Origin of the sequence: Bacillus sp. FSL W7-1360, assembly GCF_038592975.1 — a bacterium.
In the GTDB taxonomy this organism is placed as follows: domain Bacteria; phylum Bacillota; class Bacilli; order Bacillales; family Bacillaceae_D; genus Shouchella; species Shouchella lonarensis.
Window position 1 is genome coordinate 2,788,320 of record NZ_CP151950.1, and the last position, 20,848, is coordinate 2,809,167.

21 protein-coding genes, 7 tRNA genes and 1 pseudogene are annotated in these 20,848 nt (G+C 43.1%); 25 read left to right on the forward strand and 4 right to left on the reverse strand.

All coding sequences use genetic code 11. From position 1 onward, the window contains the following. The first annotated feature begins 24 nt into the window (after positions 1-24). The 3 genes from NSQ26_RS14350 to NSQ26_RS14360 all read left to right on the forward strand — a co-directional run bounded on the left by NSQ26_RS14350 (position 25) and on the right by NSQ26_RS14360 (position 3,526). Positions 25-1,242, forward strand: a complete 1,218-nt coding sequence (locus NSQ26_RS14350; protein WP_499718671.1) for a PucR family transcriptional regulator — start codon at positions 25-27, stop codon at positions 1,240-1,242. An 88-nt stretch (positions 1,243-1,330) separates the two neighbouring features. Beyond that, positions 1,331-2,452: an alanine dehydrogenase gene (gene ald / locus NSQ26_RS14355; protein WP_090776442.1), complete on the forward strand. Its 1,122-nt coding sequence runs from the start codon at positions 1,331-1,333 to the stop codon at positions 2,450-2,452. Positions 2,453-2,587: 135 nt separating this feature from the next. Next, positions 2,588-3,526 (forward strand): S66 peptidase family protein, encoded by a 939-nt coding sequence (locus tag NSQ26_RS14360; protein ID WP_499718672.1) that lies wholly within the window; start codon positions 2,588-2,590, stop codon positions 3,524-3,526. On the opposite strand, the gene NSQ26_RS14365 is transcribed toward NSQ26_RS14360, so the two are convergent. Next, positions 3,518-4,021, reverse strand: a complete 504-nt coding sequence (locus NSQ26_RS14365) for an NUDIX hydrolase (RefSeq protein WP_499718673.1) — start codon at positions 4,019-4,021, stop codon at positions 3,518-3,520. The two genes, NSQ26_RS14360 and NSQ26_RS14365, sit on opposite strands and share 9 nt — an antisense overlap. Positions 4,022-4,203: 182 nt before the next feature. On the opposite strand from NSQ26_RS14365, the gene NSQ26_RS14370 reads away from it, so the two are divergent. After that, on the forward strand, positions 4,204-4,971 hold the full coding sequence (locus NSQ26_RS14370) for a M15 family metallopeptidase (RefSeq protein ID WP_499718674.1): 768 nt from the start codon (positions 4,204-4,206) through the stop codon (positions 4,969-4,971). A gap of 236 nt (positions 4,972-5,207) precedes the next feature. Then, positions 5,208-7,100 (forward strand): LTA synthase family protein, encoded by a 1,893-nt coding sequence (locus tag NSQ26_RS14375; RefSeq protein WP_499720086.1) that lies wholly within the window; start codon positions 5,208-5,210, stop codon positions 7,098-7,100. 159 nt (positions 7,101-7,259) lie between these two features. Here the strand turns inward: NSQ26_RS14375 and NSQ26_RS14380 are convergent, their stop codons facing one another. Further along, on the reverse strand, positions 7,260-7,862 hold the full coding sequence (locus tag NSQ26_RS14380) for a YitT family protein (RefSeq protein ID WP_499718675.1): 603 nt from the start codon (positions 7,860-7,862) through the stop codon (positions 7,260-7,262). Between the two features lie 125 nt (positions 7,863-7,987). Further along, positions 7,988-8,755 carry a rhomboid family intramembrane serine protease gene (locus NSQ26_RS14385; protein ID WP_499718676.1) on the reverse strand — a complete coding sequence of 256 codons (768 nt, stop codon included), beginning with the start codon at positions 8,753-8,755 and terminating at the stop codon, positions 7,988-7,990. 231 nt (positions 8,756-8,986) lie between these two features. Between NSQ26_RS14385 and NSQ26_RS14390 the strand changes: the two genes are divergently transcribed. The 6 genes and pseudogenes from NSQ26_RS14390 to NSQ26_RS14415 all read left to right on the forward strand — a co-directional run bounded on the left by NSQ26_RS14390 (position 8,987) and on the right by NSQ26_RS14415 (position 15,693). Then, positions 8,987-10,015, forward strand: a complete 1,029-nt coding sequence (locus tag NSQ26_RS14390; protein ID WP_499718677.1) for a LolA family protein — start codon at positions 8,987-8,989, stop codon at positions 10,013-10,015. 153 nt (positions 10,016-10,168) lie between these two features. Further along, positions 10,169-11,341, forward strand: a complete 1,173-nt coding sequence (alr, locus tag NSQ26_RS14395; RefSeq protein ID WP_499718678.1) for an alanine racemase — start codon at positions 10,169-10,171, stop codon at positions 11,339-11,341. 324 nt (positions 11,342-11,665) lie between these two features. After that, positions 11,666-11,800: pseudogene (locus tag NSQ26_RS14400) on the forward strand (antitoxin); the annotation flags it as partial. Positions 11,801-11,802: 2 nt separating this feature from the next. Further along, positions 11,803-12,153: a type II toxin-antitoxin system PemK/MazF family toxin gene (locus NSQ26_RS14405; RefSeq protein ID WP_090776435.1), complete on the forward strand. Its 351-nt coding sequence runs from the start codon at positions 11,803-11,805 to the stop codon at positions 12,151-12,153. A gap of 162 nt (positions 12,154-12,315) precedes the next feature. Next, positions 12,316-13,368 (forward strand): hypothetical protein, encoded by a 1,053-nt coding sequence (locus tag NSQ26_RS14410; protein WP_499718679.1) that lies wholly within the window; start codon positions 12,316-12,318, stop codon positions 13,366-13,368. Between the two features lie 156 nt (positions 13,369-13,524). Then, positions 13,525-15,693, forward strand: coding sequence for a Tex family protein (locus NSQ26_RS14415; protein WP_499720087.1), 2,169 nt, complete (start codon positions 13,525-13,527; stop codon positions 15,691-15,693). Here the strand turns inward: NSQ26_RS14415 and cmpA are convergent. Next, positions 15,690-15,830: a cortex morphogenetic protein CmpA gene (cmpA, locus tag NSQ26_RS14420; RefSeq protein WP_090776433.1), complete on the reverse strand. Its 141-nt coding sequence runs from the start codon at positions 15,828-15,830 to the stop codon at positions 15,690-15,692. The genes NSQ26_RS14415 and cmpA overlap by 4 nt on opposite strands. Before the next feature lie 83 nt (positions 15,831-15,913). Between cmpA and NSQ26_RS14425 the strand changes: the two genes are divergently transcribed. The 14 genes from NSQ26_RS14425 to NSQ26_RS14490 all read left to right on the forward strand — a co-directional run bounded on the left by NSQ26_RS14425 (position 15,914) and on the right by NSQ26_RS14490 (position 20,648). Beyond that, positions 15,914-16,351, forward strand: a complete 438-nt coding sequence (locus tag NSQ26_RS14425; RefSeq protein ID WP_090776432.1) for a SprT family protein — start codon at positions 15,914-15,916, stop codon at positions 16,349-16,351. 124 nt (positions 16,352-16,475) lie between these two features. Next, positions 16,476-16,550 (forward strand) — tRNA-Asn (locus tag NSQ26_RS14430). A gap of 3 nt (positions 16,551-16,553) precedes the next feature. Continuing rightward, positions 16,554-16,644, forward strand: a tRNA-Ser gene (locus NSQ26_RS14435). Between the two features lie 6 nt (positions 16,645-16,650). Beyond that, positions 16,651-16,722: transfer RNA gene (locus NSQ26_RS14440), tRNA-Glu, on the forward strand. A gap of 53 nt (positions 16,723-16,775) precedes the next feature. Further along, a tRNA-Val gene (locus NSQ26_RS14445) sits at positions 16,776-16,848 on the forward strand. Between the two features lie 11 nt (positions 16,849-16,859). Further along, a tRNA-Asp gene (locus NSQ26_RS14450) sits at positions 16,860-16,936 on the forward strand. Positions 16,937-16,961: 25 nt separating this feature from the next. After that, positions 16,962-17,047, forward strand: a tRNA-Leu gene (locus tag NSQ26_RS14455). A gap of 16 nt (positions 17,048-17,063) precedes the next feature. Further along, a tRNA-Leu gene (locus tag NSQ26_RS14460) sits at positions 17,064-17,148 on the forward strand. Positions 17,149-17,210: 62 nt separating this feature from the next. Then, the gene (locus tag NSQ26_RS14465) at positions 17,211-17,801 is read left to right on the forward strand and encodes a hypothetical protein (protein WP_499718680.1); all 591 of its coding nucleotides are present in this window, start codon (positions 17,211-17,213) and stop codon (positions 17,799-17,801) included. Between the two features lie 11 nt (positions 17,802-17,812). Continuing rightward, complete coding sequence (locus tag NSQ26_RS14470; protein ID WP_499718681.1) at positions 17,813-17,971, forward strand: hypothetical protein; 159 nt, start codon at positions 17,813-17,815, stop codon at positions 17,969-17,971. 131 nt (positions 17,972-18,102) lie between these two features. Then, positions 18,103-18,705, forward strand: a complete 603-nt coding sequence (locus tag NSQ26_RS14475) for a hypothetical protein (protein WP_499718682.1) — start codon at positions 18,103-18,105, stop codon at positions 18,703-18,705. Continuing rightward, positions 18,698-19,024 (forward strand): winged helix-turn-helix domain-containing protein, encoded by a 327-nt coding sequence (locus NSQ26_RS14480; protein ID WP_499718683.1) that lies wholly within the window; start codon positions 18,698-18,700, stop codon positions 19,022-19,024. Before NSQ26_RS14475 ends, NSQ26_RS14480 begins: the two co-directional genes overlap by 8 nt. Then, positions 19,021-19,911 carry an ABC transporter ATP-binding protein gene (locus tag NSQ26_RS14485; RefSeq protein WP_499718684.1) on the forward strand — a complete coding sequence of 297 codons (891 nt, stop codon included), beginning with the start codon at positions 19,021-19,023 and terminating at the stop codon, positions 19,909-19,911. Before NSQ26_RS14480 ends, NSQ26_RS14485 begins: the two co-directional genes overlap by 4 nt. Further along, a complete protein-coding gene (locus NSQ26_RS14490) occupies positions 19,911-20,648 on the forward strand; it encodes an ABC transporter permease (RefSeq protein ID WP_499718685.1) in 738 nt (245 codons plus the stop codon). Before NSQ26_RS14485 ends, NSQ26_RS14490 begins: the two co-directional genes overlap by 1 nt. Positions 20,649-20,848: the final 200 nt, after the last annotated feature.

The window sequence follows — 20,848 nt, forward strand, 5'->3', positions numbered from 1 at the left end:
AGAAGAACTAACGATTGCTGATGTTTGAACAAGACACATACATTTTTAGAAGAAGTTGGTGAGCGTATGCCAAGTGCATATAAGCACTTTTTACATCAGGCATTTTTATCACTGGATGAGTTTGCAAGTCAGCTAGCAGACGTACTTTCCTGTCCGGTAACGATTGAAAATTTAAATCATGAACTAGTGGCATATTCGCAACATGGAGAGGGGGCAGATGCTGCGAGAATTTCAACCATTATCTCACGGAAAGTGCCGGACCATTTAATTCAACGTTTTTGGAAAGAAGGAATTATGGAGGCACTTCATGCTTCTTCGGAGCCGGTTGCCATTCAAAATATGCAAGATGTAGGCTTAGGTCCACGTGTAGCATTGTCGATTCGCAATCAAAAGGGTTCGGTTATTGGCTACATTTGGGTTTCTGAGACTAGGCGTTCACTCACGCTTGATGAAAAGCAGTGGTTGAAAAGAGTCGCGACGAAAGCGTCTACTTTATTACAAAAAGAGGGGCGTGCCGGACAGAACAGTAGTGATATGGAAAGGTTATGGCGATTATTAACCGGTACCTTCTCTGAAAGTGATATTCCTCCTGAATTGCACAGAGAAGGTATTCGTGGCTGTGTGCTTATTTTAGATGCGATAGAAGAAAAGAAATCCGCTCATTTTCAACGTTTATTAACGGAAAAAAGGTTTCTTTCTATTGTTGATGGCGCGCGTATGATCATCCTTGTTCTAGGACAGGATGTAATAGAGGAAGTCACTATTTTAGTAAAAGCTGTTTCAGTGTCATGCGTTTATGCTTGCGGAAACCCGACTGATATGGGGGCGGGGTTGTCGCGCTCGTATGAACAAGCGTTGCGGCTCCTTTTGTTAAAAGAACGGTTTACAAAGCAGTTGGAGACGGCAATATTTTACTATGAGTCAGGGCCATTACGTTATATTCCGGCATATGAAGAAGAGTCACGTGCGAGCGACTGTCACCCGGCATTGTCTATTTTGTTAGCGTATGACCATGTCCATCATACAAGTTTACTTCAGACACTTGCGATCTATGTGCAAGAAGGCGGGCACATGATGAGAACAGCAGAAAAGTTGCATATTCATCCAAATTCACTACAATACCGTTTAAAGCGTATTAGCGAATTGACGGATGTGCAATTAAAGTCTTCATTAGAGAGAACGGGTTTATTGCTAGACTTACATCAACAATCGTGGTTGCATTTGTGGAAAACACACAAATGATGCCTCATAGTTTGGCGTGTCCACCTAAAGAAAAAACGATGATCGGACTATATACTGTAGAAAAGTGATTTCATCAGGAGGAAATGGCATGATTATTGGAATTCCAAAAGAAATAAAAAGCTATGAAAATCGGGTCGCGATGACACCTGCAGGCGTCGTCTCACTGATTGAAAGCGGTCACCAAGTCATGATCGAGACTGAAGCTGGTGTTGGTAGCGGCTTTTCAAACGCTGAATATAAAGAAGCAGGAGCCGTCATTGTAGACAATGTAGCAGATGTATGGGCAACATCCGATATGATCATGAAAGTAAAAGAGCCACTAGCTGCGGAATATGGTTATTTTCGCCCGGGCTTAATTTTATTTACGTATTTACACCTAGCAGCCGAAGCAAATTTAACGAAAGCACTTGTGGAATCAGGAGTCACTGCCATTGCTTATGAAACAGTTGAGGTTAACCGCGCACTGCCATTGTTGACACCAATGAGTGAAGTGGCGGGACGGATGGCAACACAAATTGGTGCCCAGTTCTTGGAGAAGACGCATGGTGGGAAAGGTGTACTCCTATCAGGTGTGCCAGGCGTGAAACGTGGGAAGGTCACAGTCATTGGGGGCGGTGTTGTTGGAACCAATGCAGCAAAGATGGCGATTGGTCTAGGAGCAGATGTTACGTTACTTGATGTGAACGCCGATCGTTTGCGACAATTAGACGATCAATTTGGGACAGACATGCAAACGATGATGTCAAACCCATTAAACATTGCGACTGCCGTGGCGGAAGCAGACTTGGTCATCGGTGCGGTACTCATCCCAGGAGCGAGGGCACCAAAACTTGTGACTGAAGCGATGATTAAAAGCATGAGCCCTGGAAGCGTTGTGGTGGATGTGGCCGTTGATCAAGGTGGCATTATTGAAACAGCAGATGCCGTAACGACACATGATGCGCCAACGTATACAAAACATGATGTCATCCACTATGCGGTGGCAAATATGCCTGGTGCAGTGCCACGCACGTCAACAATCGCACTAACAAATGTGACGATCCCGTATGCGAAGCAAATTGCAGACAAAGGGGTTAAAGCTGCCTTGCAGCAAAATCCTTCTTTAGCAAAAGGGCTAAATATTGCCGGTTCAAAAGTGACATATGAAGCGGTTGCTCGTGATTTAGGTTATGAGTACAGTGATGTAGAAGTGGCACTAGCGTCGTTGTAAAGAAAAGATGGCATAACGAGACGTAGGATATCCTGCGTCTTTTCCGTATTTATTGCTTTTACCCGTGTCTAACTTCCTCTCGAGATCATAAAAATAAGTAAACAGTTTTGTTTACGAGGGGGGTTAAAGATATTTATGAAGAAAATTGTAAAACCACGCGCCTTGAAGTGGGGTGATAAAATCGGTGTGATCGCACCAGCCGGGCCCCCTGATATGACTAAGGTTGTGCGTGCAAAACAAATTTATGAGCGACTTGGATTGGAAGTGGTGTTTTCCCGGTCTTTAGGGAAGCAAGACGGTTACTTGGCAGGCAGTGATGAGGAGCGGTTGAGAGACATAGAGGAAATGTTTTATGAGCCTGGTATTCGGGGCATTTTTTGTGCGCGTGGCGGATACGGGACGCCTCGTATTGTTGATAAGCTTGATTATGAGATGATTGCTCGTAATCCAAAGGTTTTTTGGGGATATAGTGATGTGACGTGTTTACATGTCGCGCTGCATCAACAGACGGGATTGGTGACGTTTCATGGTCCGATGCTTGCGAGCGACTTACACATCGAACCGTTGCCACAGGTGACGTACAAAGGTTTAAAACAAATATTACAACCGCAAGTGATGCGCATTGATGAAGAAAGTGGACCGCTTGAGACAATGATTGGTGGTGAGGTAAGCGGCAAACTAGTCGGTGGAAACTTGACGTTGCTCGTAAGTTTGCTCGGCACACCTTATGAAATAGATACAACAGGAGCAATTTTATTTCTTGAAGAGATTGACGAGGAACCTTATCGGGTTGATCGGATGCTCAATCAATTAAGATTAGCAGGGAAGCTTCATGATGCTGTTGCGATTGTACTTGGTAGCTTCCGACATTGTGATGCGAAGGCTCCAAACGCTTCTCGCTCATTGGCAATGGTGTTAGATGAATATGTTCTAGGTAGTGGGAAGCCGGCGCTCAAGCATGCGCAGATCGGGCACTGTATGCCCGTACATGCTGTTCCTTACGGCGCAACGGCTCACCTAGACACCAATAAAAAGTTACTGCTCGTTGAAGCGGGCGTTTGTTCGTCACGATGAGGAAGGCATAGACGGACGAAATGGGTGTGTCTCAAAGGCTATAAACGTATCATCTGTAAAGATTGCTTGGTGGTGATATGGCTTTTGATCGAACAAGACGATCGGTAAAAAGCGCCGCCCAATGATGTCTATGCCTTCATTTTGCGGATCGAGTAACCATGAAATGGGTTTCCAATCTAAGAGCCCTTCCTCGGTGGCAAGTGGTGTTTGTATTGAACACTGCGCAATTTTTGCGACAAACACAAACATCCCATCTGCTTTAAACGCACCGTTTGTTTCTTCCCATGTCACAACCCCTTTTTCCTGGATCACTTCTTTGTTGATCACGAGTGTTGTTTCCTCTTCAATCTCACGAATGACGCAATCAAGAGGCGATTCGTCGACATTCATTTTACCACCAACCCCAGTCCATAAGCCTTGTAAAGGGACATTGTTGCGATTAAGCATTAAAATGTGATCATTGTGTCGAATGAAACATAAGGTTTGCTTGTACATAAAAAACACCCTCTCAATACAGATGAATTGTCATCATTTAGTTTACGGTGACAGTTCTTTTTCTTCAAGGAAAAGAAGCGTCTTGAACGCATACATAATTTTACATAGAAAAACGATAGGCAGCGTAAATGATTTATGATATAGTGTATCAATAGTATAATACAGAAGTCAGGTGAGTGAAAGTGAAAAAAGTGATATTGATAAGCATGGCGAGTGTAATCCTTTTATCGTCTTGTGGAATGAAGGATGCACCACAGAACAGTGAAGAAGTGCAAAAAAAACAACCGAAGACAACTGAAGTGGCAGAAAAAGAGAAAGAAGATGAGCTTACACTTGCAGCGGCTTTTTTTAATGAAATAGAGGAAGTGAACGGAGAACGGATTATTACAAATCCAGATAATATTGCAGTAAAAGTAAATCAAGAGGCGCGATTGCCTGATGAATACCGTCCGGATGATCTCGTTGAAGCCAATGTTCCGTTTATGTATGAGACCACAGATGAGCGTAACATGCTACGTGAGGAAGCGGCCAAAGCGTTAGAACAGTTATTTGCTGCAGCGGAAGAGGAAGGGTATCAATTGTACGCCGTCTCTGGGTTTAGACCATTTTCTCGTCAAAAAATGTTGTATAACCAAGCAGTTGAAAATCAAGGTAAAGACCAAGAACTTGTGGCAATGCCGGGTCATAGCGAACATCAAACCGGTTTGGCGATGGATGTCGCGACCGATGCATTAACAGAAGAATTTGGCTTAACGTCAGAGGGGATATGGGTTGCGGAAAATGCGCACCAATATGGCTTTGTTATTCGGTATCCAAAAGGAAAAGAAGAGATTACAGGTTATCAGTATGAGCCGTGGCATTTGCGCTACGTTGGCAAAAAAGTTGCGGCTGATTTGGTGGCGTATGACTATACGTTAGAGGAATATTTCGAAAACGTAAAGAAGATGTAAAAAAAGTAATTTCTCTGTAATACTTTTCAAACGTCTGGTTTTCTGTTAAACTATATCTTTGTAACCTGTCATGTAAAGCAAAGACGGTGCGTATTGCCCATAAGTGCGATATGAGGAGAATGAAGGATTTGGTGATAATCCTAAAAGATCATTCTATAGACTCAATGATTGTAAACTTCGTAGATAAATACTAGAAGATCCGTATGAGAAATGTAAAAGAGGGAGGGGATAGTGTGATGGTAGCCAATGTTAAAGCTGGTTTTAGACGGCTAAAGTTCTTTTGGTTAGCAGTGTTGTTGTTGTCAGTTAAAACGTATGTGCTGTATAAAGTGGCATTCATGATCCCTACAGATAAGATGTTGCAGGAATTTTTATTGCTTATTAATCCAATGAGTTCAGGGATTTTACTTTTAGGGATTAGTTTGTTGTTTAAGAATCAAATGAGGAATACGATGGTTGTTGTGCTCTCTTTAGTGGGAACTCTCGTTTTGTATTTCAATCTATTGTTTTTCCGTTTTTACAATGATTTTGTGACGTGGCCAATTTTATTACAGGGAAAAAACGCCCAAAACTTGTCAAGTAGTGTGTTGGAGTTAATGAGCATCTGGGATTGCTTATTATTCATTGATGTCGCTGTGTTGTTCTTCCTTGTTTTGCGTAAAAAAGTTCCTGTTGTTGGACGCTTAAAGCGAGAAACGGCGATGATTTATGCGTTAGCTGTTTTGTTATTTATGGGGAACTTGACGATCGCGCAAGCAGAACGTCCACAATTATTAACCCGTTCGTTTGACCGGCAAATGCTCGTGAAAAACATCGGTTTGTTTAATTTCCACGTGTACGATATGTACATGCAAATGCAAACAGGTGCACAGCGCGTCCTAGCCGATAGTTCCGATATCGTTGAAGTGAAAAATTACACCGATGCGAACTATAAAGCCCCTGATCCAGACATGTTTGGTATCGCAAAAGGCAAAAATGTTTTCCTGATTTCCATGGAATCAACGCAATCATTTGTGATTGATAACGATGTATACGGAGAGGAAATTACACCGTTCTTAAACAAACTGAAGGATGAAAGTTACTATTTTGAAAACTTCTATCATCAAACAGAACAAGGAAAGACGTCAGATTCAGAGTTTATTGTTGCAAACTCAATGTTTGGACGTGATGGCGGAGCGGTTTTCTTTACCCATGCGGACAATCAGTACCGAGCAACACCGGAAATTTTAGGGGAACAAGGTTATATGACATCGGTGATGCATGCGAACAATGGAAGTTTCTGGAATCGAGATGTCATGTATCAATCATTAGGTTATGATAAATTTCGTGATGTGAAAGACTACAATGTCACAGAAGAAAATTCAGTTGGTGAGTGGGGAATGAAAGATAAGGAGTTCTTTGAGCAATCGATTCCTTATTTGCAAAAACAAAAGCAGCCGTTCTATACGAAATTTATTACGCTCACGAACCACTTTCCATTTGACCTTGACGAAGAAGATAAATTTATTGATGAGTATGATTCAGGTAGCAAAACGTTAAACCAGTATGTGACAACGGTGCGTTACATGGATTATGCGCTAGAGCAATTCTTTGAAGATGTGAAAGCAGCAGGGCTTTACGAGGATAGTATTTTCATTTTGTACGGTGATCACTACGGTATTTCGCAAAACCATAACAAGGCGATGGCGAAGTTTTTAGGGAAAGACGAAATTACGCCATATGATACGGTGCAATTGCAACGTGTGCCGCTGTTTATTCACATTCCTGGTCAAGAAGGAAAAACGATTGATACCGTAAGTGGACAAATTGATATTCGTCCAACGTTGCTCCATTTGCTTGGTATTGATACAAAAGGCGAAATTCAATTTGGTTCTGATTTGTTCTCACCAGATTATGAGCCGTATACGGTGTTACGAAATGGTGACTTTATTACCGATGAAGTGATCTCAACAGGTAACGCTTGCTATGATCGTAAAACAGGTGAAGAGGTAAATGAGGAAGCGTGCAAATCGATTTCATCAAAGGCGACCGATGACTTAAAGTACTCGGATAAAATGTTGTACGGCGATTTACGCCGCTTCCTTGATGAAGGCGATGGTACGTCCAAGCAGCAAGACGAGAAAGAATAAAGGAGCAGCCGGTGCATCTTGCGCCGGCTGTTTTTTCAGGAAGTGTGGTGGTTCAAGATGAAAATGAGTAACAAAAAATTATTTATCATCATTGCGGTGATCGCATGTTTATATGGCATTGCTTACTGGTTTTTTCGTGGCGAAGTACAGTTACCGAGGTTAGGAGGATAAGTGGCCGTGTGCCTGTCCTCCGCCCCACGCAGTAATCATTGTTGTTGCAATGCCGGTAGCAATGACTGCAATAGTTGACAAGATAATTTCATCAAAACTAACGATGGGGATCCCTGCTACAACAACGGCAAGGTCGAATCCAACAATTAAAATTCCGACATTCCAGGCCGTTCTTGCGGAAATCATTTGTGCAAGCAGGTCGAAACCGCCTGTGCTAATGTCAAGTAAGAACATGATGCCTGCGCCGATGCCGAGCATGAGTCCACCAACAATAGCGCTTGGTAAGGGCGAGAGAATGGGCGTCGTCGGTGTAAACGCTGCAAGAAGATCGATGAGAAATGAAGAAGTAAGCACGCCTGCTAAAGAATGATAGAAGAAAGGGCGATAATAAAACCAGGCACCAATGTATATTGGGATACTGATAATAAGAATGGTCATGCCGACAGGGACACGCCAAATATAATGAGCGATCAATCCTGCCCCGAAAATACCACCATCAAGTAAATGGTAGGACACAAAGAAAAAATTGATGCCGACACTAATGAGTACACATCCTAAAAGCAGCACGCTAATATATCGAATGATTTTCATCTAGAGACCACCCTTATGTTCTGTGACAAGCTCTTTTCATCCTATGCAGTGGATAGGGCGACTATGACGAGCAGGGTGCAAAGTGAGAAGAGCCTCTGACCAATTATGGTGGAGGCTCTTCCTTCTTACATATTAAGGTGTGTATAAATGCCGATTGCAATGAGAACGGCGATAACAATTAGAACGATTCGTATGACTTTTTGGTTGCGTGCGCGATTTTTCCATCGGTTTGGTTTGAATGAAATGTCATCTTCATCGAGGTAGGTTTTACGACTTGTATGGCGCACTGCATAAAAGGGCTTTGCGTTGCGCGTGAACAAAGGCGCAAGAATGAGTCCACCTGCTAATCCGAATAAATGACCTAGAATATTAATTTGTGGTGAGACAAATGTCATGACAACTGAAATGGCAAGAATCGTTAGGACGAGCTGACTGTTTTGGGTGTCGAGCAAGTCTTTCCGCGCTAAAAACATATACAAGTAAACACCAAACAACCCGAAGATCGCACCTGAAGCACCAACGTGTGTGTACATGGGTGTTTCTAGTAAAAACGTAGCAATATTGGCAACAACGCCAGCTAGTAAATAAACGGCAAGAAACTTGAATCGCCCAAGCATGATTTCAAGTGCAGGAGCGAAGATGACGAGTGAAAATGTGTTGAATAACAAGTGGAAAAGTGATTGCGTTGAATGTAAAAAGATTGGTGTTAGCAGACGCCAATATTCTCCTGTACTAATGAGAAAATTCGCGCCAACCCCTTGATGGTAGAGTTCCCATCCATATGGTAAAAACAGCACCCATAGATGGATGATGATATTCAAGCTAGCAAGGGTTGTAACGACAGGGTATCGGTGGACAAATGTTGAAAAGGATTCGTTTCGGATAAACATCATTGATTTCACTCCCTATTGCTTAAATGTATGTATGAGTAAAAAATTTCCTTACTGTTATAGTATCACACTTTTTCCTATTTAGACGTTTTGTTGTCTATAGACCTTTCAAACCTGCTTTTTAAAACGACTTGTCTGCATATTGTCTAATGTCGCCTCATATAGTGTACAGCAACGAAGGGTGGACGACTTTGTTCACATTTACAAGTAGATTAGAAGGGGTGAAGGGAGTTTATGGCGAAGACAAAGTGGTTGACCGTTGTTATGTGCTGTATGTTGGTCATGCTCGCAGCGTGTGGTGAGAAGTCAAAGGAAGATGTATTAAATGATATTGAGGGTGCACTTGAAGATGTAACAAGTTATAGGTCGAAAGGAACAATGGTACTTGAGACAGGTCAAGAACCGCAAACGTATGATGTGGAAGTATGGCAGAAAGACAATGCTTACTATAAGGTGATCTTGACGAATGCGAATAACAAGCAAAGTCAAATTATCTTAAAAAATGATGAAGGTGTATTTGTGCTCACACCTGCATTGGATAAGACGTTCCGGTTTCAAAGTGATTGGCCAAAAACAAGTAGCCAAGCATACTTGTATGAGTCGTTGTTAAAAGACATTAGTTTAGACGCAGATGTCGTGTTTACACAAGATGAAGCAGCATATGTGTTTAAAACGATGACCAATTATCAAAACAAAAATTTAAGCAACCAAGAGATACGCTTAAATAAAAAAGATTTATCGCCGGTATCAGTGAAAATTATGGATGCCGATGGTCAAGTGTTGGTTGATTTGAACTTTGAAGAGTTTGAGAAAAATCCTGCGCTTGCAAAGGAAGATTTTGATACAGAAAAAACCTTAACAGGTGCAAAAATGTCGGAGCCAACAATTGCAGCAGCAGAGGAAAGTGAAGAAGAGGAATTGGAAGTTCTTTATCCGATGTTTGTTCCGGATGGGGTGAGTGACCAACCAAACACTGAGATTGTTGAAGTGGACGATAGAAAGACGTATGTTCAGCAATACGAAGGAGAAGCGCGATCATTTACGCTTATTCAAGAAGAGAGCGCGCCGGTTGAGGAAGCATCAGCATCGTTTAATGTCATTAAAGGAGACCCGGTTGATTTAGGTTTTACAATTGGTGTTCAGGCATCAGGGCGTGTCATGTGGTCTCACAATGGTTCTGATTTCTTTCTTGTGTCAGATACGATTGAACAGGAAGAGTTAGTTGAAGTTGCCCGATCTGTCTATGGTCGGACGATGAAATAAATTTAACAAGTTTTTGACCGCGTAGGCGGTCTTTCTTTTGTTATTACATGGGAATTAGTGGATATCATCAACATTTAACACAATTTCCTCGACAATTTTTTTTACTGCTTTTATAATAGTAAGGATAGGAGAGGGATGTTGGGGGAGAAGATCGTGAAAAAGAAACCCTTGTATTATAGAGATACATGGATTGAAGTGGACTTAGATGCGATCGCAACCAATGTGCGTTCGCTTTTATCGCTGTATAAACAACAATCACGTCCTGTGAAGGTGATGGCAGTTGTAAAAGCAAATGGTTATGGACACGGCGCATTTGCGGTGGCTAAAACAGCACTTGAGGCAGGAGCAACGCATGTGGCAGTGGCCTTGCTTGATGAAGCGTTGTCATTGCGAGAGCAAGGAATTGAGGCGCCAATTTTCGTGATGGGTAAGATTCGTGCTGAAGACGTGTGCATTGCTAGAGAACACCGGATCGCTGTCACTGTTTGTGAACGGGAATGGCTCAGAGAGGCTGAACAATATATGTACGGGGAAGATCCAGTCGAACCATTGCGGATGCATGTAAAAGTTGATACAGGGATGGGACGTTTAGGTGTGCGAACTCTGCAAGAGATGATCGCAATTATGGAAGACATTCAACATGCTGAGGGGATGATGCTTGAAGGTGTGTTTACGCATTTTGCTACAGCGGATGAACAAGATACGAGGTATTTTCAGTTACAAATGCAGCGGTTTCGAACGTTTTTAGCGCAAATGCAAAAAGCGGGTTTATCGGTGCCGTATGTTCATTGTGGCAACAGTGCTGCCGCATTGAGGTTTCCGGACGACATGTTTTCAATGGTTCGGTTTGGGATCGCTATGTACGGTTTAGTCCCCTCACCCGAGATGAAGGATGAATTACCTTTCCAGTTAAATCCAGCACTTTCTCTAAAAGCAAAACTAAGTTTTGTCAAAGAAATTACTGCTGGAGAGGCAGTCAGTTACGGTGCGACTTATCGAGCGACTGAAAAAACGATTGTTGGAACAGTCCCTATCGGTTACGGTGACGGATGGCTTAGAAACAACAGCGTTGATGGAAGCTATGTGCTTGTAGATGGTAAAGAAGCGCCATTTCTAGGGCGTATTTGTATGGACCAATGTATGGTTTCACTCCCTTACCGTATGTCGGTAGGGACAGAAGTGACGTTAATTGGTGGTAGTAAAGAAGCATATATTTCTATGGATGAGGTGGCAAAGCGTTTAGGGACAATTAATTATGAAGTCCCGTGCTTGTTGGGTGCGCGTATTCCACGCATATATTTAAAAGGCGGAGACGTTCTTTCTTAAAGGTCATGCATAAAATTTTTATTTAAGGAAAAAATGACGAACAAGTAAGAGTCTATGTGAATGTACATTTGACGTCGAGATTCAAATTAAATATGAAAAAGGGCTTTTCAAAACGGGGCAAGAATGATATGATAAACGGTGTAACATGTGTGAAAAACAACGTGAAATGTTGTAAAATGATGTGAGACGATTGATTCATTAGGGATACATGTGTGCTCTGTAACTGATGACGAAGATGAGGTGGACGCTGTGTTGGAACAACAAAACTGGGATGATGCCAAAAAGCTAGCTGCTCACGCGAGACGCCAAGCGCGACTAGAAGCTAAATATGACATACGCGAGTCGATGCAACAAGGTTATATGGAAATGGCGAAGATCAACTTGAATATTGCATCAGAAGCCTTTCTGGCTGAGGAGGAAGCGGACCACACGCTGACACGTCTCGTTAGTGGGGTGTAGTTTTGATAGTTAAAAGAGGAGATGTTTATTTTGCCGACTTGTCACCTGTTGTCGGTTCAGAACAAGGTGGCATTCGACCTGTATTGATTATCCAAAATAATATCGGGAATCGCTTTAGTCCAACAGTGATTGTCGCTGCGATTACGGCGAAAATACAAAAAGCAAAATTACCGACACATGTTGAAATTAATGCACGTAAATATGGTTTTGACCGAGATTCGGTCATTTTGCTTGAGCAAGTCCGTACGATCGATAAACAACGATTAACAGACAAAATTACGAACTTAGACGATGAGATGATGGCGTCTGTTGATAAAGCTTTGACAATCAGTTTAGGTTTAGTCGATTTTTAATTCATCATGTTTGTTAATTGGATAATAGTGGTTGACGCGCCATTTTCTCTCTTAAAAAGATAATTTTACATATTAAGGGATAAGTATGCAAAAAAATAGGTCTATAGGCTCATTTTTAGAGAATAGGAGCCTTTTTTGTTGTGCTTCCTATCAGGACATGCTATGATCAATACCGGGATTGGAAGATCCCATAAAATGTCCAAGGATGGTGGAAGACGAATGAAGGGTCAATTCGATTACAAAGAAAAGATGCAGCGAAACAAGCGCCGTCGCACTAATTTTGTAAAACGCATGACAGCTTTGACGCTCGCGGCAACAGTGGCTGTTTCTGTACCTGCAGCAGGAACAGCGTTTGGTGCGACAACAGATGCAATTGATGAAGGAAAATCAGTTGAGAAAGTAGTTGACGTGCTGACAAAAGAAGATGTGTTGGAAAAGAAGGATAAGGTAACATCAAAAGGCGAGAAAGATGAAACAAAAGAAGGCGAAGTTGTTAAAGAAAACAACGAGGCCAACAAAGGCGTCGAAGCCGATAAAGATGTGAAGAAAGATGATGAAGCAAAGGCTGAAGGAAAAGTAAAGGCTGAAGAAGAAACAAAGACTGAAGAAAAGACTTCTGAAGAGGTAAAGAATGAGTCTCAAAAAGAAGACAGCAAAGAAGATCAGTCTAAAGAAGAAGTGAATCCAGAACCAGAAAAGGTTAAAGAATTAAGCGAGCTTATTTTTGGTGAAGATTTTATTTTTGATGTTGTTCATGCGGATGGAGAGTGTGAAGTTGTTTTCACTGGTCCTGACCTTGAAGATGAGATGATTGACGTACTCTTTGAAGAGTGGTTTGACAGTCTTTCTGAAGAAGAATATGACATGTACTTCGGTGAGTGTGATTTGGAAAATGGTGAAGAACAAATTGTCACAAAAACTAAGAGCATAAATAACGCTTCTGGTGAGAAATCTACAACACCAGCAGTGGCGAAGGTTTCAAAAAAAGAAGCTAACAAACAAGAAGCTAATAAGCAAGAAGTCAAGAAGACTTCAGATGGAAAAAAAGAGGTCAAGAAAAATACAAAGCCAAAAACAGAAGTGAAGGCAAAAGAAGGTAAGAAATTACCTAATACAGCAACAGATACAGGTATGTATGCTGTGGCCGGTACAATGGCTGTATTGCTTGGCTTTGCAGTGAAGTTAATTTCTCGCGTTCGTCGCACGGCATTATAAGATATAACATAACATAAATGATGAGAGGTCTGGAGCCAGTGATGGTTTTAGGCCTTTTTAAGTATATGAGTATTCAGTTTCAACCTGCTATTTCTTTTGGTTTCTTTCAGTGTCTTTTCTGCGTATAATTATAAATGAAGGAGGTTGATAATCGTGATGGAAACATTATTTGATCAACTAGCGAGTGAGATCGGTATTTCTGAACGGCAAGTGAGGAAAGTTGTGGCGCTGTTAGAAGAAGGCAATACGGTGCCATTTATCGCCCGTTATCGTAAGGAACAAACAGGAGGACTCGACGATCGGCAAATAAAAGAGATTGAAGACCGTTACGCATATGCGGTTCAGTTGCAGCAACGTAAAGAAGAAGTACTACGCTTAGTGGACGAGCAAGGAAAACTGACGACTGATTTAAAGCAAAGCATTTTGAAGGCAGAGAAACTGCAACAAGTGGAAGACTTATATCTCCCTTATAAGAAGAAGCGGCGTACGCGAGCGACCATTGCGAAAGAGCAAGGACTCGAGCCGTTAGCGACGCAAATTTTAACCTTTCCGCGTGTAGATAATCTTTCAGCAGCAGCGAATGAATACATAGCTATCGAAAAAGGATTGGACAGTCTTGAAAAGGTATGGGCTGGTGTGCGTGATATTATTGCTGAGCAAGCCGCAGAATCTCCCCAAGTACGTGCCCGGTTGCGTGATCTCGGGCAGAGACAAGCAACGATCGAAGCAGTGAAAAAGTCAAATGGCGAGCCGGATGAAAAAGGTACTTATGCAATGTATTATGATTATCATGAAGCAGTAAGTAACATCGTGCCGCACCGAATATTGGCATTGAATCGGGGTGAAAAGGACGGTGTGTTAAACGTTCGGGTGCGTTTTCCTAAAGACCGGTTACTAGCAGAAATGAAGCGCATGTACATAGGTGCGCGTACTTCTCCAGTTATTCCACTGGTCGAAGCGGCGATTGACGATGGTTATGTACGTTTACTAGAACCATCATTGGAACGAGAGATTCGGACAATGTTAACGGAAAAGGCGGAAGAACAAGCGATCCATGTGTTTGCGAAAAACTTGCAGCAATTGTTATTGCAGCCGCCGATGAAAGGGCGTATCGTTCTTGGAATTGATCCTGCTTTTCGAACCGGTTGTAAATGGGCGGTCGTGGATGAGACGGGGAAGTCATTGGAAGTAGGTGTATTTTATCCAACAGCGCCACACCATAAGACAACAGAAGCAGTGGCGATGCTTACGCGTTTAGTGAGGCAGTACGGCGTCAAAATGATTGCGATTGGAAATGGAACGGCTTCGAGAGAGACGGAGCAGTTTGTTGCAGACGCATTAAAACAACTCGATGAGGCCATTTACTATGTCATTGTGAATGAAGCGGGCGCAAGTGTTTATTCAGCGTCTCCGCTGGCGCAGGATGAATTTCCGTCTTTATCAGTTGAGCAACGCAGCGCCATTTCAATCGCGCGACGTCTGCAAGATCCGCTAGCAGAGTTAGTGAAAATTGACCCAAAGTCGGTTGGTGTGGGTCAGTATCAGCATGATGTGTCACAAAAGCAGTTAAATGACTCGCTCCGATTTGTCGTTGAGACAGTCGTCAACCGTGTAGGTGTGAATGTCAACACTGCTTCTGTGGCGTTGTTGCAATATGTGGCAGGTTTAAATAAAACGCAAGCGACAAACATTGTGCGTATGCGTGAAGAGAGAGGTTCCTTTTCTTCTCGTACAGCGTTAAAAAAAGTCCCTCGTTTAGGTGCAAAGACATACGAGCAATGTATCGGATTTTTGCGGATTCCATCTGGACGTCATGCGCTCGATGCGACAGCCATCCATCCCGAAAGTTACAATCACGCTGAGTCACTGTTAGCGTTGACGGGTTCAACAGCCAAGGACATTGGTACAACGGTGTTAAAAGAGCGTTTAGAAAGTTTGTCGTTAAAAGAATTAGCCGAGAAAATCGGTGTCGGTTTGTTAACGTTGCAAGATATCGTTGATTCACTCATTCGTCCAGGACGAGATCCACGTGATGAAGTAAGTGCACCCCAATTGAAGCAAGACGTGCTCTCGTTAGAGGATCTAGAGGAAGGGATGTCCTTGCAAGGAACGGTGCGAAATGTTGTAGATTTCGGTGCTTTTGTTGATATCGGTGTAAAGCAAGATGGGCTTGTTCATATTTCAAAGCTGACTAATCGGTTCGTGAAGCATCCATTAGATGTCGTGTCCATTGGTGACATTGTGACTGTCTGGGTCGAAGGTGTTGACAAGCAAAAAGGGCGTGTGAGTTTGACAATGAAGGCGCCTGATGGGGCATATGTTTAGTCGTAGTGGCAGGCGCCGGGGTGTGGTTCTTCATTCGTTGTGTGATAATAAAACCAGCACTGATTGAGAACAATTAATTGATGACGATTTTTCTCAGCAAACGCTTTTCGCAGTTGTTTCTTTAACCAATTAGGCATCTGAGGCGCTCCTTTGCTGTTTTGCAGTAGTATATGTCGGGCAGTTTGTCTTTGTGCGGTTGTTTTTGTAGAGGTGAATAAATATGACGGATCAGGAGTTGCAACGGTTGGTGGAGCGCATTTCATTAACAGTGTTTGGCCGCCCATTTTTACATGAGGCCCGTTTTAACCGGCGCTTACGTACAACAGGTGGACGCTACTTGTTAAAAAGTCATGCAATCGAGTTTAACATAAAACAGTATGAGAAGTTTGGCTTAGAGACGTTGGAAGGGATTATTAAGCATGAACTCTGTCATTATCATTTGCATTTGCAAGGAAAAGGGTATCAACACCGCGATAAAGATTTTCGCTTATTATCACGAGAAGTAGGTGCCCCGCGGTTTTGTCTGTCTACTGAGCCTGAACAGCCAGTCCATCGATACCAATGTTGCCGATGCGGTCATATATACCAGCGTAAGCGACGTTTCGACACGGAGAAGTATGTGTGTGGGAAATGTCGTGGGCAGTTGTATTTATTGTAAGTTAGAATGGACTAACTTTTTAAGTGGAGGTGCAACATTTTCTTCAAAAAAAGTGTTGCACTCTCGGTTTTGCTATGCTATATTATAAGAGTCGCTAAAAGAGACGTTCGTCGTTTCTACATATTCCACAGTAGCTCAGTGGTAGAGCTATCGGCTGTTAACCGATCGGTCGTAGGTTCGAGTCCTACCTGTGGAGCCATATGGAGAAGTACCCAAGTGGCTGAAGGGGCTCCCCTGCTAAGGGAGTAGGTCGCGTGAGCGGCGCGAGGGTTCAAATCCCTCCTTCTCCGCCATTTTATGGCCCGTTGGTCAAGCGGTTAAGACACCGCCCTTTCACGGCGGTAACACGGGTTCGAATCCCGTACGGGTCATCTTTAAAAAATTTATTGGTAAGAGCACATTTCTTACCACTAACATATAAATTGGAGGATTAGCTCAGCTGGGAGAGCACCTGCCTTACAAGCAGGGGGTCGGCGGTTCGATCCCGTCATCCTCCACTCTTTTTTATGGTCCGGTAGTTCAGTTGGTTAGAATGCCTGCCTGTCACGCAGGAGGTCGCGGGTTCGAGTCCCGTCCGGACCGCCATGATTTAAAAGAATATCCACACGAAGCGGGTGTGGCGGAATTGGCAGACGCGCTAGACTTAGGATCTAGTGTCTTTATGACGTGGGGGTTCAAGTCCCTTCACCCGCACCAATTAAAAATGCAATATGCGGTTGTGGCGGAATGGCAGACGCGCTAGGTTGAGGGCCTAGTGGGAGTTAAATCCCGTGGAGGTTCGAGTCCTCTCAACCGCACTATAGTAAGATAGATTAGGGTACTCATGACAAAATGGGTGCTTTTTTTGTGGGAGAGGAGGGTGTTATCCATTCTTGCGTTACTAGTAGCGGTTTTTGCTTTAGGTATGGCAGGGCTCATCATTTTAATGTTGAAATATCGGTACATAAGAATCACCGCTTCTGTGGTTTTTCCTCTATTAATTGGGAGCATCGTTTTCTGGTATATGTCTATCCGTGAGTATCACTACGTCAAGAGTACCGATTTGTCTTTAGAGGCAATCAATGGTTGGGGGATTGGTCAGGAAATTGCATCAGTCGAAAAAGGACTGCTGCAACAATCTCTCGGACTGATAGAAGACTTCCCGTCTATTGTAGTTTTACTTTCTGCGGAGCACGACGAGTCATTTTCTTATGATCGCTGGTTTATCGGCGTGATGGATGATGAGATTACCACAATTGTCACTGAACACCCGGATGCCAAGACAGCAAGAGGAATTAAAATCGGTGATCGTGTAAATGATTTAATTAATCAGTACGGGGCGCATATTTTCGATATAAATGAAGAGATTGGTCCGACAGTGGGCTACGTTGATCGTGATCTCGGAGTTGTACTACAATTTGTGGTATATGATGGTCGTATTCAGCAAATCATTTTGATGAAGAAAGAGTGAGGAGGGGTACAATGGGTGTGATTTCTTTGTTGGTTTTGCTGTTTTTAATTGGTGCCATACTTGGAATTGTTGGTGCGATCAAAAGAAGTGTTGCATTGCTCGTGGTTTCAATGACTGTCGTCCTGCTTGCGCTAGGTATGTTTGTGGTTGTCTTTTTCTTGGTGATATGAAGTCTATCTTTTGTCTTTGGCAATCTCTGCATGCCGAAGTTTTTTATGAAATAAACAAAAAAAGTTGACATTTCGTATTCGTACGTCATATACTCTGTGATATAGAGTTCTCTACTTGAGGAGTGATGAAGATGAACAAAGAACAATCGGTATTGTCTCATGCAGAAGCGCTGGAACAATTAGCGCATATTCGGACAGTAACGGCTGAAAAAAGGCAGTACGGGTATCACATTAGTCCGTATTTCTTGCTGTGGGGGGTTATTTGGCTGATCGCTTTTACTTTACCAGCGTTATTCCCTATATCCCAACCGGTCAGCGGCATGATATGGACCGGTCTAAGCATTATTGGTTGGGTTGTATCATTTATTGCACCATGGGAACGGCAGCGGCGGCCGTTGTTTCCGCGCTTACTTGTCATACAGATGCGATTCGTGTGGACGGCGTGGTTTTCGATTGTGGCAGTTTTTGCTTTCTTAGGAGCTTTTGGCGCGTTGACGCTGTCTTTCTCACTTCTGTCCTTATACGCAGTGTTGCTTGTGGCAATGATGTACTTGTTGCTCGCTGTTGTGCTCGGGCGTGAAATCTTCTTTATGGGTATGTGGTTACTTGTACTTGCGGTGGTTATTGCAACATTACTTTTTGAGGCAATGCCGCTTATTTTCGGTGTGATCGGTGGCGGGAGTTTTATTGTCGTTGGATTATTTCTGAGACATAAAGGGAAAAGTCATGCGTAAGGATGGTCTTGATAGTATTAATGATTTGATCCATGCGAAAGCGCGACTCGGTATTATGAGTATGGTGATGACGTATGAGCATTGCGACTTTACGATGTTGAAAAAGAAGTTAAAGTTGACCGACGGTAACCTAGGTGCACATATTCAAAAGTTAGAAGAGGCGCAGTACATTATAACGAAGAAGACGTTTTTAGGACGAAAACCGAAAACGTATGTTTCTGTCACTGAGGAAGGGAGAGAGGCGTATAGGGAATACATTGCGACACTAGAAGCTGTGCTATACGGAGAAATTTTTCATGAAGGAGAGGATGACGAGTGATTCGAGTGGAAGATGTCAGCAAACATTACGGCTCAAAACAAGCATTAAATAAAGTTGAGTTGCATGTGCCAGCAGGTGTGTGTTATGGACTGATTGGACCGAATGGTTCTGGGAAGTCAACATTAATGAAAATTTTAGCGGGTGTGATCAGAGAGTATGAAGGAAAGTTTATCGTTCCTGGGAGTCTTGGTTATGTTCCGCAAGAAATTAGCTTAGAGGAAACGTTAACGGCATTCGATAATTTGCGCTTCTTTGGGAAGATTTATGGGCTTACGGGTGCTCATCTTGCAGGAAGGATTGAAGCGGTGCTAGCGGCGATTGGTTTAAAGGAGCGCGCCACTGACAAAGTAAATACGTTTTCCGGGGGCATGAAACGACGCTTGAACATTGGTTGCGCGCTTTTACACGAACCGGAGTTTGTCATTATGGACGAACCGACCGTTGGTGTTGATCCGCAATCGCGCAGGCATATTTTTCTGCTGGTCGAGCAACTCAAACGGCAGGGAACAACGATTATTTATACAAGTCACCACATGGAGGAAGTTGAGTCGTTGTGTGATGATGTTGCGTTTATTGATCGGGGCAAAATCGTCGAACAAGGTTCAATTGATGCGTTGTTGCGACGTTACGCGCAGTCGGCGGTGTTTATAAAGGGTGAAGGTGTTGTACGCGATTGGTTTGAATTAGCAGAGCGGGTGGAAGAAAAAGATGGTGGTTGGCTCGTGCATGCAGAGGAGCCGCTTGAGGAATTGAAGCAGCTCACAATACGCTGTCAAAAAGAAAAGATTAGTCCGGCGCAGCTCGGGCTAGTAGAAGCGCGATTGGAAGACATTTTCTTCTCATTGACAGGCACCGATTTACGAGATAGTGAAGGGGGTGACGAGTAATGTGGGCACTTGCGCGCGTGGAGATGAAAAAACAGTTGCAGGATAAAGCGCTCTTCTTTTTTACACTCGTTTTACCGATTGTGATGATTGTTTTGTTTATGAATATCTTTTTGGGGGATGAACCAAAAGAAGCGCTCGCTGGGCATATGGTGATGGCGCTTAGTGTATTTTTCTCAGTGTTTATCATCATTTCGATTGTGACTAGCTTTGTGAAAGATCGAGACAAAGGCATTGTCGCCCGGTTGGCAAGTGCGCCGCTCTCGCTTACAAATTATGTGATTGGTAAGAGTTTGCCGTTCTTTGCGATTGTCGCTGCGCAATTGGTCATATTAGCAGCGCTTGGTATCTTCGCATACGGTATGGCCATTCATAATTGGCTGTTGTATATGTTGATGGTATTATTGTGGGCGCTTGTGATTGCCATCTGGGGAGCGGCAGTGGCCATGTTTTCAAAGACGGAAAATACCGGCATTTTAATTACTCAGATTGTGGCGATGGGCGGCGCGTTGGCGGGCGGCTTGTGGATGCCGTATGAACTGTTGCCAAATGTGATCCGAGTGATTGGTAAGTTTACACCGCAATATTGGACACACCAAAGTATGATGACAACAACAGTATCATCACCGGATTTAGGTACGATCGGTGTTGCGGTACTTGTGCTTATTGCGACTGCTGGGCTTGGATTGCTTGTAAGTATGGTCGGGTACCGGACGTTTTTGAAGCGGGCACGGGGCTAATGGGGAAAGAAAAAAGCATGCAGCGATTGGCTCGCTGCATGCCTTTTCTTGTTAGTGTTTCCCATTCAAAATATCTTGCACATCCTTTAACGGGTCTTGTATTGAGACGGACGCACCTTTATACATAGTGACACATTTGTTGCTCTAAATTTAAATGCATTTGAGCCGAGTTTGTAATCTCTTTGTAAATTATAAGAACG